The 16,940-nt window shown below is 44.7% G+C and carries 18 protein-coding genes and 1 pseudogene; 10 read left to right on the top strand and 9 right to left on the bottom strand.

The window, feature by feature from the left end; translation table 11 throughout:
• The 5 genes and pseudogenes from D2U88_RS18140 to D2U88_RS19840 form a co-directional block, all read left to right on the top strand.
• Window positions 1-622 (top strand): annotated as a pseudogene (locus D2U88_RS18140) (hypothetical protein); the annotation flags it as partial.
• 3 nt (window positions 623-625) lie between these two features.
• The gene (locus tag D2U88_RS18135; RefSeq protein WP_119641965.1) at window positions 626-1,792 is read left to right on the top strand and encodes a gliding motility-associated C-terminal domain-containing protein; all 1,167 of its coding nucleotides are present in this window, start codon (window positions 626-628) and stop codon (window positions 1,790-1,792) included.
• A 77-nt stretch (window positions 1,793-1,869) separates the two neighbouring features.
• The gene (locus D2U88_RS18130; protein WP_119642247.1) at window positions 1,870-2,604 is read left to right on the top strand and encodes a M15 family metallopeptidase; all 735 of its coding nucleotides are present in this window, start codon (window positions 1,870-1,872) and stop codon (window positions 2,602-2,604) included.
• Between the two features lie 39 nt (window positions 2,605-2,643).
• A complete protein-coding gene (locus D2U88_RS18125) occupies window positions 2,644-3,408 on the top strand; it encodes a M48 family metalloprotease (RefSeq protein WP_119641964.1) in 765 nt (254 codons plus the stop codon).
• Between the two features lie 119 nt (window positions 3,409-3,527).
• Window positions 3,528-3,695: a DUF6747 family protein gene (locus D2U88_RS19840; protein ID WP_313782580.1), complete on the top strand. Its 168-nt coding sequence runs from the start codon at window positions 3,528-3,530 to the stop codon at window positions 3,693-3,695.
• Between the two features lie 98 nt (window positions 3,696-3,793).
• On the opposite strand, the gene D2U88_RS18120 is transcribed toward D2U88_RS19840, so the two are convergent.
• Window positions 3,794-4,180: an ankyrin repeat domain-containing protein gene (locus tag D2U88_RS18120; RefSeq protein ID WP_119641963.1), complete on the bottom strand. Its 387-nt coding sequence runs from the start codon at window positions 4,178-4,180 to the stop codon at window positions 3,794-3,796.
• 208 nt (window positions 4,181-4,388) lie between these two features.
• On the opposite strand from D2U88_RS18120, the gene gpmI reads away from it, so the two are divergent.
• The 4 genes from gpmI to D2U88_RS18100 are packed head-to-tail and all read left to right on the top strand — an operon-like array spanning window position 4,389 to window position 7,985.
• The gene (gpmI, locus tag D2U88_RS18115; protein ID WP_119641962.1) at window positions 4,389-5,906 is read left to right on the top strand and encodes a 2,3-bisphosphoglycerate-independent phosphoglycerate mutase; all 1,518 of its coding nucleotides are present in this window, start codon (window positions 4,389-4,391) and stop codon (window positions 5,904-5,906) included.
• 45 nt (window positions 5,907-5,951) lie between these two features.
• A complete protein-coding gene (gene map, locus D2U88_RS18110; RefSeq protein WP_119641961.1) occupies window positions 5,952-6,770 on the top strand; it encodes a type I methionyl aminopeptidase in 819 nt (272 codons plus the stop codon).
• Window positions 6,771-6,819: 49 nt separating this feature from the next.
• A complete protein-coding gene (locus D2U88_RS18105) occupies window positions 6,820-7,194 on the top strand; it encodes a GxxExxY protein (protein ID WP_119641960.1) in 375 nt (124 codons plus the stop codon).
• A 26-nt stretch (window positions 7,195-7,220) separates the two neighbouring features.
• On the top strand, window positions 7,221-7,985 hold the full coding sequence (locus tag D2U88_RS18100) for a class I SAM-dependent methyltransferase (RefSeq protein WP_119641959.1): 765 nt from the start codon (window positions 7,221-7,223) through the stop codon (window positions 7,983-7,985).
• Here D2U88_RS18100 and D2U88_RS18095 read toward each other — a convergent pair whose 3' ends face one another.
• The 8 genes from D2U88_RS18095 to D2U88_RS18060 all read right to left on the bottom strand — a co-directional run bounded on the left by D2U88_RS18095 (window position 7,986) and on the right by D2U88_RS18060 (window position 15,537).
• Entirely contained in the window at window positions 7,986-8,990 is a 1,005-nt protein-coding gene (locus D2U88_RS18095) for an FAD:protein FMN transferase (RefSeq protein WP_119641958.1), read from the bottom strand. It lies immediately after the preceding gene.
• Window positions 8,991-9,350: a Na(+)-translocating NADH-quinone reductase subunit F gene (locus D2U88_RS18090; protein WP_119641957.1), complete on the bottom strand. Its 360-nt coding sequence runs from the start codon at window positions 9,348-9,350 to the stop codon at window positions 8,991-8,993.
• A 108-nt stretch (window positions 9,351-9,458) separates the two neighbouring features.
• The gene (gene nqrF / locus D2U88_RS18085; protein ID WP_119641956.1) at window positions 9,459-10,769 is read right to left on the bottom strand and encodes an NADH:ubiquinone reductase (Na(+)-transporting) subunit F; all 1,311 of its coding nucleotides are present in this window, start codon (window positions 10,767-10,769) and stop codon (window positions 9,459-9,461) included.
• 2 nt (window positions 10,770-10,771) lie between these two features.
• The gene (nqrE, locus tag D2U88_RS18080) at window positions 10,772-11,512 is read right to left on the bottom strand and encodes an NADH:ubiquinone reductase (Na(+)-transporting) subunit E (protein WP_119641955.1); all 741 of its coding nucleotides are present in this window, start codon (window positions 11,510-11,512) and stop codon (window positions 10,772-10,774) included.
• A gap of 4 nt (window positions 11,513-11,516) precedes the next feature.
• Window positions 11,517-12,164: an NADH:ubiquinone reductase (Na(+)-transporting) subunit D gene (locus tag D2U88_RS18075; protein WP_119641954.1), complete on the bottom strand. Its 648-nt coding sequence runs from the start codon at window positions 12,162-12,164 to the stop codon at window positions 11,517-11,519.
• A 1-nt stretch (window position 12,165) separates the two neighbouring features.
• Window positions 12,166-12,915, bottom strand: coding sequence for a Na(+)-translocating NADH-quinone reductase subunit C (locus D2U88_RS18070; RefSeq protein WP_119641953.1), 750 nt, complete (start codon window positions 12,913-12,915; stop codon window positions 12,166-12,168).
• Between the two features lie 5 nt (window positions 12,916-12,920).
• Window positions 12,921-14,183 (bottom strand): NADH:ubiquinone reductase (Na(+)-transporting) subunit B, encoded by a 1,263-nt coding sequence (locus D2U88_RS18065; RefSeq protein ID WP_119642246.1) that lies wholly within the window; start codon window positions 14,181-14,183, stop codon window positions 12,921-12,923.
• Between the two features lies 1 nt (window position 14,184).
• Window positions 14,185-15,537 carry a Na(+)-translocating NADH-quinone reductase subunit A gene (locus D2U88_RS18060; RefSeq protein WP_119641952.1) on the bottom strand — a complete coding sequence of 451 codons (1,353 nt, stop codon included), beginning with the start codon at window positions 15,535-15,537 and terminating at the stop codon, window positions 14,185-14,187.
• Between the two features lie 151 nt (window positions 15,538-15,688).
• On the opposite strand from D2U88_RS18060, the gene D2U88_RS18055 reads away from it, so the two are divergent.
• Window positions 15,689-16,933, top strand: coding sequence for a type IX secretion system plug protein (locus tag D2U88_RS18055; RefSeq protein ID WP_119641951.1), 1,245 nt, complete (start codon window positions 15,689-15,691; stop codon window positions 16,931-16,933).
• The last annotated feature ends 7 nt before the right edge of the window (window positions 16,934-16,940 follow it).

Below are 16,940 nucleotides of genomic sequence, written 5' to 3'. Positions count from 1 at the left end.
CGATGTCGATGACGACACAACCTATTCCGCAGGAACGGGACTCACCTTGACGGGAACGACCTTCGCCGTGGACAATTTACTAGGAGATGTGACCGGACCCACCAGTGCTACTGTGATTGCAAATGACGCGGTGACTTCCGCTAAAATTGCAGATGGCACAATTACCAACGCAGATATTCAACCAGGTGCAGGAATTGACGGCAGTAAGATTAATCCAACTTTTGTTAATGATGTTTCAACAACTGGTGATTTTATTTCGGGAGGTACAACTTTAACTGTTCCCGATTTCGTATTTCAAAAATATTACAATGGCTTTTCCAATCTTGATGATACATATCGCTTTAAAAGTCTAAAAGAGGTTGAAGCTTTTGTAAAAGAGAACAATCATTTACCCGGAATAAGATCGGCCTATGAGATTAAGGCTTCAGGGAAATATCGCCTCACTGAATCATCACTTGCCCAATTGGAAAAAATCGAAGAATTGTTTCTTCATACCATTGAGCAGGAAAAGAAAATAGAAAAACTCCAATCCGATAATGAAAAACTGACCAGCGAGGTCAATAATCTTAAAGCAGAGATGGAGAAAATTAAAGCATTGCTCTTGGAACAAAAGCAAAACTAACCCTTGAAATCCCTCCTCCACATAGCATTCCTATTGTCAGCCACTGTTGTCATGGCCCAAGCCGGGCTGTACAATGCGGGCAATTTGGTGGTGCATAACAGTGGCCATCTGGGGTTACATACCAATTTGATCAACGATGCCAATTTTGACCAGACCCAGGGCTTGGTCGGGTTTTATGGCACCAACGTTCTTGAAGTTTCTGGAAACGTACCCGCCACTTTGTGGGATATGGAACTCTTTGTTTCGGACCATATTGAATTGGTGAACACCCTGAACGTACGCAATAACCTCAATTTTATTTCCGGGAACATTGCCAGCCCAAAGGACAACCCGTTGGTGTACCTCAATTTTATGGAGCAAGGCTTTTTTACCGGGGAGGACGACACGGCCAAGGTCACTGGCTTTGCTGCTGTGAACAATCGCGACTTTTTCGCTTTTCCCGTGGGTGATCGTAGCATGTTGAGACCCTTGACCTTGACTTCTGAAAGTGTGGCACCGTTGTCTATCTGTGCCTATTTTTTTGAAAATCCTTCCAGCCCCACATCCTTGTCCACTACTTTCAACGTGGAGCAAAAAGTACGGAACATCGGAACGGTTTCCGATCGCGAGTTTTGGGTGGTGCACAGCGATGTCCCTGCCAAGGTGACCATCAGCTGGAACACCAGAAGTGCCTTGGGCCTGGTCCCCAATGCCACAGCCGAGTCCGTTATAGTGGTGGGCTGGAGCAAGGCATCCAACCAATGGACAGTGATCGGCAATACCGCGGTGAGTGGTGATATCAACCAAGGGTTTGTGACCTCGGAGACTTTTGTGCCCAGTGAATATGCCGCCATCACTTTTGGCACCATTCCCCTGCCCACGGATACCTTTGCGGTGAACAATCCCACTTTGGGCAATTATTTTTTGAGTCCCAATGGCGATGGGATCAACGATGCGCTCGTTATAGAAGGCATGGAGGAATCGCCCAACAATCATTTGAGCATTTACAACCGGTACGGGCAAAAGGTGTTCGAAAAAATCAATTATATAAACGAGTTCGGGGGTATTTCCAATACGGGAAGCTTCATCCCGAACCAAAACCAAGGACTTCCTGAAGGGGTTTATTTTTATCTGGTGACCTTGGAAGATCTGGGGCTGGAATACACTGGATTTCTTTTCTTAGATCGATAAACCAGGAAGCGTTCCCCGTCAATTTCTACCCGGTTTACTAAAAAATACTTCTTAACTTGAACGCCAAAATCCGATTCATGAAGAGAAGGACATTCATCAAAACGACTTCCATTTCAGGTATGGCCTGCGCCCTACCCCCTTTTATAACGTTGCCATTCACTACCGATTACACTACGGATGAGTTGATGGGCAAGGCCGATGTGGACCTTTTTGGCGACGGCATCAATTTGAGAAAAGAGGCATATGAATCCTTCCTGGAGATGAAAAAAGCCGCCTATGCGGATGGATATGACATCAAGATTGTGTCTAGTTTTAGGGATTTTTATAGGCAAGAAGCTATTTGGGAACGTAAATACATCCAATACACGGAGGATGACGGCATGGAACCCTTGGAGGCCATTGACAAGATCATCGAGTACTCTACCATTCCTGGTACCAGTAGGCACCACTGGGGAACCGATATCGATATTATTGATGGGTATCCCAAATCATCGGGAGACGTGTTGGTGGCCGAAAAATTTGAGGCTGGCGGTCCGTATGAAGGCCTAAAGCTCTGGTTGGACAAAAATTCCGAAAAGTTCGGGTTCTATCTGGTATACAACAATGATCCCAGACGAAGAGGTTTTAAATACGAGCCTTGGCACTACAGCTATGCCCCCATTTCCATTCCCATGTTGGCTGCCTACCGTAGGCTCAATGTGTTGAGGCTCCTTGAAAAGGAAGAATTTTTGGGTACGGAATATTTTACCACTGGGTTTATCAAAACCTATGTTGAGGACAATATTTTGGATATCAACCCAGAACTTTTATAGCCCTTTTTTGTATCTTCAACTAGCTAGAACACTAACACCATGAGAAGAGGAAGTTGGAGAATCCGCATCCTGATCGGTTTGGCCATTGTGGCCTTTGCCTTCATCCGCCGATGCAGTAACCAAGAAGAAAATCCCTATACCGGAAGGGTACAGAACATCAACATGACGGCCGAACAGGAGATTGCCATTGGGTTGCAAAGTGCGCCCGAAATGGCACAACAACACGGAGGGTTGTATCCGGATCAGCGCATGCAGACCTTGGTGGATGCCGTAGGGAACCGATTGGTACAACACAGCGTGGCGCGCGAGACTCCCTATCAGTATGAATTCCATTTGTTGGCGGACGACCAAACCATTAATGCCTTTGCTCTACCAGGTGGACAGGTTTTTATTACCTATGCACTGTTCTCCCAACTCAACGAACCTCAATTGGCTGGGGTGTTGGGACACGAAATAGGGCACGTGATCGGCAGGCATTCCGCCGAGCGTATCGCGGAGAGCAGTTTTTGGCAAACCTTGGCCACGGGAGCCTCCGTGGGTGGCGATATGGGAAATGTAGTGGCCGGTATTGGCCAGAACACCTTATTGAAGAATGGACGTGGGGATGAACTTGAAAGTGATGAACTGGGCGTTCTCTTCATGATCCAGTCTGGCTATGACCCCAATGAAATGATCAAGGTGATGGAAATATTGAAGGCCGCGGCCGGTCCCAACCGGGTGCCGGAGTTCCAGAGCACACACCCCGACCCTGAAAACCGGATAGAAAAAATCAAGGAAGCCATCCATAAATATTCAGGTCGATAGAATCGACACTTTCATCGAGAAAAGAGTGATTTTAGCTGAATTTCGTTACCTTTGAACGAACCCCAAGTCTACATTACCTTTCTTAATCCCATTTGTGCTATCCAAAAAGAGAGAACATTATGGGAACACTATTACACTTTAAGCACCTCTACTTGGAGGCATTCGACGATTGTAAACCTAGCTTTGTGGTACTTTTTTTAAAAGGGTACTCCATTTTTTGCGCAATTATGCTGTTCATGGCATTCTACGCGTTGTTATACAGGGCTTTTACCGGTTTTGAATTCTAATTTGAGAAACACTCTTTTGCAAGAACACTAAATACGTAAATGAGACAAAAAGGCCCGCCTAATAGGCGGGCCTTTTGTTTCTGGATGAATAAACCCCTTTATTTTTTCATAGCTTCTTCCAATACGGCCAGTGCCTCATCGGCATGGGACATTTTCGCATATTTGATAGCGGTCATCCCCTTGTCGCATCGTTTTTTAAGGTCGGCCCCATTTTCGATGAGGACTTTGAGTACTTCGGCCCGGTTGTAACGTGCCGCATAATGGATAGGTGCCCGGCCCAAAGATTTTTGGTTGACATCCTCTCCCAGTTCAATCAATTTTTTTACGGTTTCCACATCGCCCTGCATTACAGCTTTGCAAAATACACTAAGGTCTTCGGTTACCGTGGTCATGTCCAGTTTGGTGCTGGTAGAAAGTTCGTTGGCGGAAACGCCGGATACCGCTAGCATACACACTGTAGCTACTGCCAAGATTGTTTTTTTCATGATGAATTGATTTTGATTAATGAATATGTTTGTTATAAAAGTAGACTCCCCTAAAAGACAGATGTTACACGATTAACAGTTATATAACTAAAGTTTAACAATATCTCATATTTAACATAAAATAATTAACAAAATCGCAATAATAAATCTAGACAAATCCTAGGGGATCCCACTAGATCATTTTATTTTTGGAGTAGAATTTAACATCATGAAGAAGAAGGTAATCCTAATGATTTTGGACGGATGGGGAAAATCCCCAGATCCTAAGGTTTCTGCCATTGCACAGGCCAATACCCCATTTATCGATTCGCTCTATACCCAATACGCCAATGCCGACCTACATACGGATGGCATGAACGTGGGTCTGCCGGAAGGACAGATGGGAAACAGTGAAGTGGGGCACATGAACCTTGGAGCAGGAAGAATTGTTTATCAAGATCTTGCCAAGATCAACAAGGCAGTAAAGGAGGATACCCTTAAAAACGAGCCTGTTCTTAAAGATGCGCTCGACTATGCCAAAGCCAATCATAAACCGGTACATTTTTTAGGATTGGTGAGTGATGGAGGTGTCCATAGCCATATAGAACATTTAAAAGCACTGATCAAGGTTGCGGATGAGGCCGGGGTACAAAAATCTTTTGTACATGCCTTTACCGATGGTCGCGATGTGGATCCCAAAAGCGGCAAGGGCTTTTTGGTGGACCTTTCCAACTTCTGTTCGGATAAGAATACCAAATTGGCTACCGTCATCGGTAGGTACTATGCCATGGACCGAGACAAACGTTGGGAGCGCGTAAAACTTGCCTACGATGTGATGGTGAATACCGAAGGTGAAAAAATACAGGATATCGGTGCTGCCATGCAAAAAAGTTACGACGATGGGGTTACCGACGAGTTCGTAAAACCCTTGGTCCTGACGGATGCTGCAGGTGAGCCCTTGGCACAGATCAAAGAAGGCGACGTGGTCATCTTTTTCAATTTTAGGACAGATCGTGGCCGAGAACTTACCCAAGCCTTGAGCCAGCGGGATTTTCACGAGCAGAACATGCATAAAATGAACCTGTACTATGTTACCATGACCAATTACGATGAATCTTTCAAGGGCATCAAGGTCATCTATGACAAGGACAACATCAAGGATACATTGGGCGAGACCCTCGCCAAAAACGGAAAGAAACAGATTCGGATTGCCGAAACCGAAAAATATCCACACGTTACCTTTTTCTTCAATGGAGGCCGAGAAGAGCCTTTTGAGGGAGAACAACGCATCCTGTGTCCCTCACCAAAGGTGGCCACCTATGACCTACAACCGGAAATGAGTGCCTATGATATCCGCAATGCCATCATTCCAGAGCTTAAAAAAGGAGAAACCGATTTTGTATGTCTCAATTTCGCCAATCCTGATATGGTGGGCCATACCGGTGTTATGGAAGCCGCTATCAAGGCCTGTGAAACGGTGGACCAATGCGCCAAGGAGGTCATCACTGCCGGTTTGGAGAATGGGTATTCCACCATTGTGATAGCAGATCATGGTAACTGCGACACTATGATCAACCCTGATGGAAGTCCCAACACTGCCCATACCACGAATCCGGTGCCGCTGATCATTGTGGACCACGACATCAAAGAAGTGAAAAGTGGCGTTTTGGGAGATATTGCCCCTACCATTCTAAAAATGATGGGAGTTCCACAACCCGCCTTAATGACTCAAAAACCCTTGGTTTAGGCAAACATACCTCATAATCCATAGATTCAATTTATCTTTGCGGCTATGATTCAAGTAAAGACAGCTGAGGAAATTGAATTGATGCGCGAAAGTGCCCTAGTGGTATCCAGAACCTTGGGCATGTTGGCCAAAGAGATAAAACCAGGGGCCAATCCCTTGAAATTGGATAAAATGGCGGAGGAATTTATCCGCTCGCAAGGCGCCATACCCGGTTTTTTGGGCATGTACGATTTTCCGAATACCCTAAACTGGAGCCCCAATGCCCAAGTGGTACATGGCATTCCCAATAACGAGCCGCTAAAAGAAGGTGATATCGTTTCCGTGGACTGCGGAGCCGTTAAAAATGGCTTCCACGGAGATCATGCCTATACCTTTCAAGTGGGCGAGGTAGCTGAAGAAACCAAAAAGCTGCTAAAAGTCACTAAGGAGTCCCTCTATATTGGCATCCGTGAATTTAAAGAAGGAAACCGTGTAGGCGATGTAGGCTATGCCATCCAAAAATACTGTGAGGATCATGGCTACGGTGTGGTACGTGAACTGGTAGGTCATGGATTGGGAAGGGAATTGCATGAAGACCCCCAAATGCCCAACTATGGCAAAAGAGGCAGAGGCAAAAAGTTTGTCAATGGTATGGTGGTTGCCATAGAGCCGATGATCAATATGGGAACCAAACGTATCAAACAATTGAAGGATGGTTGGACCATTTTGACCGCCGATGGCCAACCAAGTGCGCACTTTGAACACGACGTAGCCCTAGTGGATGGTAAACCGGAACTGCTTTCCACCTTCCAGTATATTTACGAAGCATTGGGAATCACCAGTGACGAGGAAGACGAGTTTAGGGCAAAGAAATTGGTGCTATAGAATTCTTCAATTTGTATATTGACACGAATTTCACCATTTACTCAAATAAATGTCCCAAATCATTTATAAACATGAGTCCTACTTTGTCATCGGTTTATGCATGGATGTCCACAATGAACTTGGTAAAGGATTCAGTGAAGCTGTTTATGGCGATGCCCTTGAAATTGAACTAAAGTCCAATGGGGTCCCATTTCAAAGAGAAGTAAAATTCAATATTGATTATAAAGGTAACACGCTGAAGCATCAATATTATGCAGATTTTATAGTGGATGACAAAATCATTCTGGAATTAAAGGCAGTCGAAAAAATATCCAATGGCCATATCAAGCAAACCTTAAATTATCTGGCGGCGTCCAAAATGAAGTTGGGGTTGATCGTGAATTTTGGCGAGGGCCAACTTAATTATAAGAGAGTTTTACTTTAAGCCATTCGTGTAAATTAGTGTAATTCGTGTCAAAAGTTTTTAAATACATCCTAAATCTCATCCCAAGACCGCTACTTATTAGACTGAGTTATTGGGTACGACCGTTGATTGCCCTTTCCCTAAAGGGAAAAAACTTCACCGATCCCATTGATGGTAAAAGTTTTAGGAGTTTTCTTCCGTATGGCTATGAAAATCCAAGGGAAAATGTGCTCTCACCCTCTACCCTTTCCTTAGAGCGCCATCGTTTGCTTTGGCTTTATCTCCAAAAGGAAACAGACTTATTCGCTGCCCCCCACAAACTACTCCATTTTGCACCCGAACAAGCGTTTTACAAAAGGTTCAAGAAGTTGAAAAACTTGGGATACACCACCACCGATTTAAACTCTCCCTTAGCTGATGTGAAAGCGGATATTTGCAACCTTCCCTTTGATGATAATTCTTTTGATGTGATTCTCTGCAACCATGTTCTGGAGCACATCCCAAATGACACCAAGGCCATGCAGGAATTGCATCGTGTGATGAAACCTGGCGGCTGGGGCATTTTTCAGATTCCGCAAGATTTGAAACGCGAAAAAACCTTCGAGGACGATTCTATCACCGATAAAAAGGAACGAGCCAAAATCTTTGGGCAGTACGACCATGTCCGCATATATGGAAGGGATTATTTTAACAAGCTACGTTCTATTGGTTTCACGGTTGAAGAAGTGGATTACACTACTGTTCTTCCAAAGGAAGAAGTGGAACGGTACCGATTAGCGAAGGGAGAGGTCATTCCACTGGTCAGGAAATAATCACTGTTTTACCAAAGCTTCAAAACCAGGGGTAAAAAACTCCTGCGTCTTTCCGTCTTTGTCCAAATAAATGATATAAGCCTCCAATTCATCATGGTCTTTTAAAATTACCTTGGATTTTTCAAGATCCATGGCCATAAAAGATGTGGCAAAGGCATCTGCCACCGCACAGGTCTTGGCCACCACGCTACTTGCCAGCACATTGGAATTTTTGGTATATCCTGTTTTGGGATCTATGGTATGCACGTATTTTTCACCCGTTTCAGGGTCTACCCTAAACTTCCTATAATTACCCGATGACGCCATGGCCTCATCTTTCAACGTTACGATGCGCTTTAATTGCCTACCGGTTTCCACTTGGGGATCATCGATACCCACGGTCCATTCCTTGCCGGATACCAAGTTGGTCCCTTTGGCCAACACCTCTCCCCCAACTTCCACTAAATAATTGTCGATGCCCTTAGCATCCAATAGAGCTCCAAGGCGATCAATGGCATAGCCCTTGGCCACCGCATTAAAATCGAACCGAATGGCCGGATGCGCCTTGGTAATGGTGTGATCCTTGTTGAACTTCACTTTGTCCCATCCCACATATCCCAAAAGGCTATCTACCTTGAGGCTATCGAGCGCAATTTGTTTTCCGGGCCCAAACCCCCATGCGTTGGCCAAAACGCCAATGGTGGGGTCAAAATAGCCGTTTGATGCCTCATGGACCTGGGTGGAGATGTCAAAAACTTCCTTGAACATGTCATCCACCACAATGGTCGAGTCCCCTTCGTTGATCTTAGAAATATCCGAAGTAGGAATATAGGTGGACATGGATTGGTTCAACACCTGAAAAACCGAATCGATTTCCTGTTGATAATCCAACTCCTCATCGGCCAAATAAATAATGGAATAGGTAGTACCCAAGGCATTGCCCCAGTTCTGGTTCTTCACCCAAGTTTTGGGTCCACAACCCAAAAGCATGATTCCAACAACAAATAAAAGTGCTCTTTTCAACATCTAAATCTCAATTAAACCTTGGTATTCCACAATGTACTCTTCATCCAAATGGACAGGCAAGTCCCTATCCGCCGCATTGGAAAGTCCCACTCCGGCAAAAAAGGTCCTGGCCTCAAACTTTTCCGCATGGTCCTTCACCTTTTGCATCAGCTCTTCATCGTAATCCCTCGGATCGTTGGGGAACTCGATGTTCCGCACTACGATAAAGTGAAGCACTTTCTCCTTCAAGCAAACGTACTGGGGATTCTTTTTCAGCTTGCTGTTGATGGCCATAAATTCAAAACCATCGGCCTCGAGCTCACGGCCCACAATATTCATGGCCAAATTATGCAATTCCTGTTCTGTTAACGGTCTTCCCATTTGATACAAAAAAACCGATGCCTGGGCATCGGTTGGTTTTATAAATACCTCTCGATGGTTCCTTCGATATTCTCAGGATTTCAGCTTGAGGTGATGATTTACTCTAAATTATCCTCCAAAGTCATCGAATCGGATATTCTCATCTGGAATACCAAAATCCTGACCCATTTTCTCAACGGCCTTGTTCATCAAAGGTGGTCCACAGAAGTACAATTCAATATCCTCTGGGGAATCGTGAAGGCTCAAATAGTTATCGATCACACAGTTGTGGATGAATCCAACGAAACCGTCACCTGATTCATCATTGATGTCCTTTTTCACTTTCCAGTTATCTTCTGGAAGTGGTTCAGAAAGGGCCAAATAGAACTTGAAGTTAGGGAATTCTTTCTCCAATTGCTTAAAGTGGTCAAGATAGAACAACTCCCTTTTGGAACGTCCACCATACCAATAGCTTACCTTACGATTCGTCTTCAAGGTTTTGAACAAGTGGTACAAGTGCGAACGCATCGGTGCCATACCGGCTCCACCACCTACATAAAGCATTTCTGCCTCGGACTCATTGATGAAGAACTCACCAAACGGACCAGAAATAACCACAGGGTCTCCTTTTTTCAAGCTAAAAATGTAAGATGAGGCAATACCCGGGTTCACATTCATCCAACCATTTTTGGCACGATCCCATGGTGGTGTGGCAATACGAACGTTCAACATAATCTCGCGTCCTTCAGCAGGATAAGAGGCCATGGAATAGGCACGCTCCACAGTTTCTGGGTTTTTCATGACCAATGGCCACAAATTGAACTTGTCCCATTCCGCTTGGAACTTATCCGGCGTTTCATGCTCCTCAGGGTGTGCGGTAATATCGATATCGGAATATTTCACTTCACAAGGTGGAATCTCAATCTGGATATACCCACCTGCCTTGTAGTTCATATCTTCCGGAATCTCAACAACAAACTCTTTGATGAAAGAGGCCACGTTGTAGTTACGAACCACTTTGGCATTCCATTTTTTGATACCGAACACTTCTTCAGGAATGGTGATTTCCATATCCTGTTTTACTTTCACCTGGCAGGCCAAACGGGCACCGTGCTGCAATTCCTTTTTGGAAAAGTGTGGGGTTTCTGTCGGCAATGCCTCACCACCTCCAGAAAGGACATGACACTCACATTGGATACAGGTTCCACCGCCACCACAAGCGGATGGCAAGAATATTTTTTGGTTACCCAAGGTGGACAACAAGGAACCTCCCGATGCCACTTCTACTTTCTTTTCACCATTGATGGTGATGGTCACCGGACCAGATGGGGATAGCTTTTCTTTGGTGAACAACAAAACGGCCACCAACAACAGCAACAAAATAAGAAATGCTACAACGGTAATCAGAATAGTACCTCCGGTACTTGCGGCTATTATCATCTTTATTTGTTTATGGCTTCGTTATAAGAGACTGCTTTTTCCTTATCCTCAATCTCTTTCTTGATTTCTTTTTCTTTTTCGGCTTTCACAGTAGTGGTTTGGGCCTCTTCTGGCGGCTCATTGTCACCAGTCAGCATTCCACCAAAACTCTGGAAACCGATACCCATCAATCCTGTAATGATGAAGGTAATACCCAATCCACGCAAGGGAGCGGGAACATTGGAATATCTGATTTTCTCACGAATGGCGGCAATGGCCAAAATCGCCAAGAACCATCCAATACCGGAAGAAATTCCATAGTTAAAGGCCAATCCAATGTTAGGGATGTCACGCGTTTGCATGAACAATGATCCACCCAAAATGGCACAGTTTACCGCTATCAAGGGCAAAAAGATACCCAAAGAGTTATATAGTGATGGGGAGAATTTCTCCACCACAATCTCTACCAATTGCACCATGGTAGCTATCGTCGCGATAAACATGATGAACGATAGGAAGCTAAGGTCATAGTCAGCATACTCCGGACCCATCCAGGCCAAGGCCCCATCCTTCAACAAATATTTGTCCAACAACCAGTTCATGGGCACTGTAACCGCCAATACAAAGATCACGGCTGCGCCAAGACCCACGGCGGTAGACACTTTTTTGGATACGGCCAAATAGGAACACATCCCCAAAAAGGTGGCAAACACCATGTTGTCTATAAAAATCGACTTGAAAAAAAGTTCTAAATGCTCTAACATATCCTTAAGCTTCTTCTATTAATGCCCTGTTTTTGGAGCGTTGTACCCAAATAATGATACCCAACACGATCAATGCTGCTGGTGGTATGATCATAAATCCATTGTTTTCGTATCCAATGGAATACAATCCTGTCTTGGTAACGGGATCTCCCAAAACCTTGAATCCGAACAAGGTTCCAGAACCCAAAAGTTCCCTGAAGAATCCTACGATTACCAAAATAATACCGTATCCCAAGGCATTACCGATACCATCCAAAAAGGCTTTCTTAGGACCATTGCCCAAAGCAAAGGCCTCAAAACGTCCCATGATGATACAGTTGGTGATGATCAATCCCACAAAAACCGATAAAGTCTTGCTCAATTCGTAGGCAAAGGCCTTTAGCACTTGATCTACAATGATAACCAGGGCGGCCACGACCACCAATTGCACAATGATCCTGATCTTGGACGGGATGATGTTCCTCAACAAGGAAATCGCCACGTTACCCATACTTAGTACAAACAATACTGAAAGAGCCATTACCACGGCAGCCTTAAGCTCAGCGGTAATCGCAAGGGCAGAACAGATACCCAACACCTGAATGGTGATCGGGTTGTTGTCCGCCAAGGGATCCAGCACCAGTTTTGAATCTTTTTTTGATAGTAGTGCCATATTATTTTGTTCTTATGGTTTGTAAATAAGGTTTGTACAGTTTGATGCAGTCCTTGATCATCGCTGTCACCCCGTTACCGGTAATGGTAGCTCCGGCAAGGGCGTCCACTTGGTTGTCCTCCTTGTCGGTGTTCAAGGGATCTCCGTTTCCTTTGGCAACGGTTATGCCTTCAAAGCTGTTTCCAGACATGATGGATTCTCCAGTAAAATCATCCATGAAGAATCGTTGTTTGATGTTGGCCCCTAGCCCTGGTGTTTCTCCCCTGTGATCGAAGTATACTCCTTGCACCACCATATGGTCGTCCAACGAAATGTATCCCCAAATGGCATCCCAGAGTCCTCTTCCGTACAAAGGAATGATGTAGAATGTCTTGCCGTCCTTTTCACCTATCAGTAGGGGAAGTTCAGCTTTTTCACCATTTTTCGCCTTTGCTATCTCTTTGGAAACATCGATCAAATAAGCGTTCTCTTTCTCAACAGCCGTTGAACCATCAAGAACCATTTGTTTTACAATGTATTTGGAGAAATCTGCTTCCACGGATGATGTGGGAATAAAAGTTACATCACCTTCTCCTTCATTATCGTTGACTCCCATCGCATAGAGAATGTTCTGCTGCTTTTCGAAGCGTTCATTCTCATGGATCTTTGGTTTAAGCCCCGATGCCACAAATGCCAACAAGGAACCTACCACAACCACCATAAGGGCGGCGAAGATTACAGTGTAGCTATTTTTTTCAGTATTCAATGCCATAATGCTTATGCTGTTTCCGTTTTTAATGAATCCACCTCATCTGAAGCTTTGGGATAAATGGTGGCCGTCTTAAATCGTCTCAATCTCTTCTTAATGTTACCCCTTACCACATAATGGTCTATGGTCGGTGCAAACACGTTCATCAACAGGATCGCCAAGAACACTCCTTCTGGATACCCTGGGTTGAACACACGGATCATGACCGACATGAAACCGATCAAGAATCCATAGATCCATTTACCCCTATTGGTCTGTGACCCCGTAACAGGATCCGTCGCCATGAAGACGATACCGAAAGCCAGTCCACCTACCAACAAATGTTGCCAGTAAGGGAAGCTCATCAAAGTGTAGAATTTGCTATAGGTTGGCAACCAGCCTGCATCCACAATGCCGTTAAAAATCAATCCCATTGCCAAGGAACCCAAGACCCCGCTCACAATGATCCTCCACGAGGCAATCTTGGAGAAAATCAGGAACAAAGCTCCCAACAAAATCAGGATTTTTGAAGTCTCACCAACCGATCCGGGAATAAATCCATAGAACATATCCGAAACAGAAAAGGAAAGATGCGAACTCCCTTGTGCCAAGGCTCCCAATACAGTCTCCCCTGAAATGGCATCGGTAGAACCCGCTTGGGTAAGTCCAGCTTTGGCCCCGTGCACCCAAACTTTGTCACCGCTCATCCAAGTTGGGTAGGCGAAGAACAAAAAGGCACGAATGGTCAATGCAGGGTTAAGGATATTCATCCCCGTACCCCCGAACACTTCTTTACCAATGATCACACCGAATGCTACGGCAATGGCCAACATCCAGAGTGGTGTATCCACAGGAATGATCAATGGCACCAACATACCGGTCACCAAATATCCTTCTTCCACTTCGTGACCTTTGATCACGGCGAACAAAAACTCGATACCCAGACCGATACCGTAGGATACGATCACCAAAGGTAAAATGGTGGTAAGTCCCACCAAGAAATTGCTCCAAGTCAAGAAATCATCAAAAAGGGAAAAGTTTTCCGGAAATCCGTTGATGGCGGAATATTGCTGATAACCAGCGTTGAACATACCGAAGATCAAACACGGCACCAACGCCAGGATCACGGTGTTCATCGTTCGCTTCAGGTCGTCCGCACCGCGAACGTGTGCCCCTGAATGTGTAGTTTCGTTCGGCGTATAAAGAAAGGTATGGAGTGCATTAAAGGCGGGAGCCATTTTTTTGCCCTCATACTTTTGTTTTAACTGATGTAATTTTTCTTTCATGCCCATATTATCCAAGTTCTTTTTGCAACAGATCCAATCCATCCCTGATGATCTGTTGGTGTGGTTGTTTTGAAATGCATATGAATTCCGTCAACGAGAAATCTTCAGGGGCCACTTCATAGAGACCCAATTGTTCCATCTCGTCCAAATCTTTCACCATACAAGCCTTGAGCAATTGAAGTGGGTAAATATCCATGGGGAATACCTCTTCATACTGACCTGTTACCACAAAAGCCCTGTGCTCACCATTGGTATTGGTGTCCAAATCGTACTTCTTCTTTGGTTGAAGCCAAGAGAAGGTCAACGCTCTAGTAGTAGAAATTTTATTGAAAACGGGTTTGTTCCATCCAAAAAACTCATAATCGTCCCCTTCTGGAATAGCCGTAACCGTATTATTGTAAAAACCAAGATAGCCCTCGGTACTGGTCTTGGAACCTGTAAGCACGTCGCCATTGATCAATCGGAACCTGTCCTCGCTCACACCACTGGCGTACAGGAAGGTAGATATTTCAGCACCGATCTTGGTGGTATAATATTTCGGCGCTTTGATCACGGAACCTGCCAAAGCAATGGTCCTTTCGGCATTGAACTTACCGGTAAGCAACAATTCGCCCAAAATGACCATATCCTGTGGAGAAATGGTCCAAACGACTTCACCCTTGTTCACGGGATCGATCTTATTGATCTGCGTTCCTACCAAACCTGCTGGGTGTGGTCCTGAAACCTTGTGCAGTTCAATTCCCTTCAAATCGGCGAAAGGAGATCGGCCTGAACTTCCAATGGAAACATGGATCTTACCAGGGGTCATTTTACCCAAAGCGGTAATGGCCGCCTGCAATTCCTGCTCCTTGCCTTTTAACACATAATCCACATCCGCGGCCAAAGGCGCAGTGGCATATGCTGAAATAAAAATGGCCTTCGGTGTGGCATCGGGATTGGCGATCACATCATAAGGCCGCTGTTTGATAAAAGGCCACCCACCGCTGTGCAGAAGGTAGTTTTTTATGGCAGCACCGTCCGCTGTGTCCAAATCCGGCACTTTATTGATCATGTAATCCTGCGTTTTATCCGCAAGGATCTTTAGGCTCAGAATTTTTCTCCTTGCCCCTCTTACAATTTCCACAAGCTCACCGCTCACAGGGGATACAAAGTGCATTTGCTCTTTGTTCTTGTTGTAAAAGAGGGGTTCTCCCGCTTTTACCTCTTCTCCTTGTTTCATCAACATTTTTGGAGTGATTCCATGGAAATCATCTAGGTTCAGGGCATACACGTTACTGGTAACGGCTTTGGAAGTAGTCTGTTCTGCTGCCCCGACGAGGTTGATGTTCAACCCCTTTCTAATCCGGATGTCTTTAGACATATTGTTGTAGACCTTTTGTTATCAAAATCGCTGGCAAATTTAGTACTTAAAGGATTCTTTTCATAATTATTATCCATAAAATTGGGATTATATCGACCTAAATTCGCTAGGCACACTTTTTGTTTACCTTTACCCAAAACAAATGCCCTAAATGTGTAATTTGATCAAACATTTGTTCCTGTGCTTTTTGACCGCAAGTGCCATTGCACAGGTACAGGAAGAGGTGAACCCTCCAGAAAACATCAAGACCATCATTTTTAAGGGACCAACGGAAGACCAATTTCCGGTGGTGCTCCTGGGTGAAAGCATGACCCTGGAGTTTGATGACATTACCGCCAAGGAACAGGATTACTATTATAAGATAGTGCATTGCAACTATGACTGGACCCCATCGCAATTATTGAAATCACAATACCTGTCCGGGGCGGACAACCAACGCATCATCGATTATGAGAACAGCTATACCACCCTACAGCCTTATTCCAACTACCGCTTGACAATCCCCAACGATAATGTTCGACTCAAGGTGAGCGGCAACTATGTCCTGGAAATTTATAATAGTTACGGAGAGATCCAATTCTCCAGAAGGTTTGTGGTGTACCGTGATGCCGTTACCGTGGGCGGTGTGGTAAAGCGCTCCCGTGACTTTAACTACCTCAACGAAAAGCAGGTGGTCCAATTTTCCATCAACACCAATGGTTTTCCTGTGGTGAACCCGAAAAATGAGGTAAAGGTGGCCATCCTTCAAAATTATTTTTGGCCTACGGCCTTGTATAATATCAAACCACAATTTACCATTGGCACCGAACTGGTATACAAATATGACAAGGAAACCAGTTTTTTTGGAGGCAACGAGTTTTTGAATTTTGACACCAAAGACCTGCGTTCGCCCACTTTTGCCATTTCCCGGATTGAAATGGGACAGGTCTATAACCATTATCTGTTTCCCAGTGAATATCGGTTTGATAAGCCTTATACGTATTTCCCTGACATCAATGGGGATTTTGTAGTGCGTACCCTCCAAGGGGACGATGTGTCCCGTGAGGCCGAATATTCCAAAGTGCATTTTAAGCTTCCCTACTCCAACCTCATTGGACTGGATCAAGTGTATGTGGTCGGCAAGTTCAACAACTACGCCCTCACGGATGAAAATAGGATGACCTTTAACCCTGACAGTGGAATGTTCGAAGTCACCTTATTGATGAAACAAGGATTCTACAACTACAAATATGTGGTGGAAAGGGACAATGGCGACATAGAACCCAACTTCGTGAGTGGTAATTTTCACTTTACCGAAAACAATTACCTGATCTTGGTATACTATCGGGATTTTGGCGACCTATATGATAGTATAATAGGTATAGGCTCCGTGAATTCCAGAACTATCAGCAATTGATTATATT

Origin of the sequence: Flagellimonas aequoris, from assembly GCF_003584165.1 — a bacterium.
GTDB lineage: Bacteria > Bacteroidota > Bacteroidia > Flavobacteriales > Flavobacteriaceae > Flagellimonas > Flagellimonas aequoris.
The sequence above is the reverse complement of the archived record's forward strand: the minus strand, read 5'-3'. Positions and strand labels throughout refer to the sequence as shown.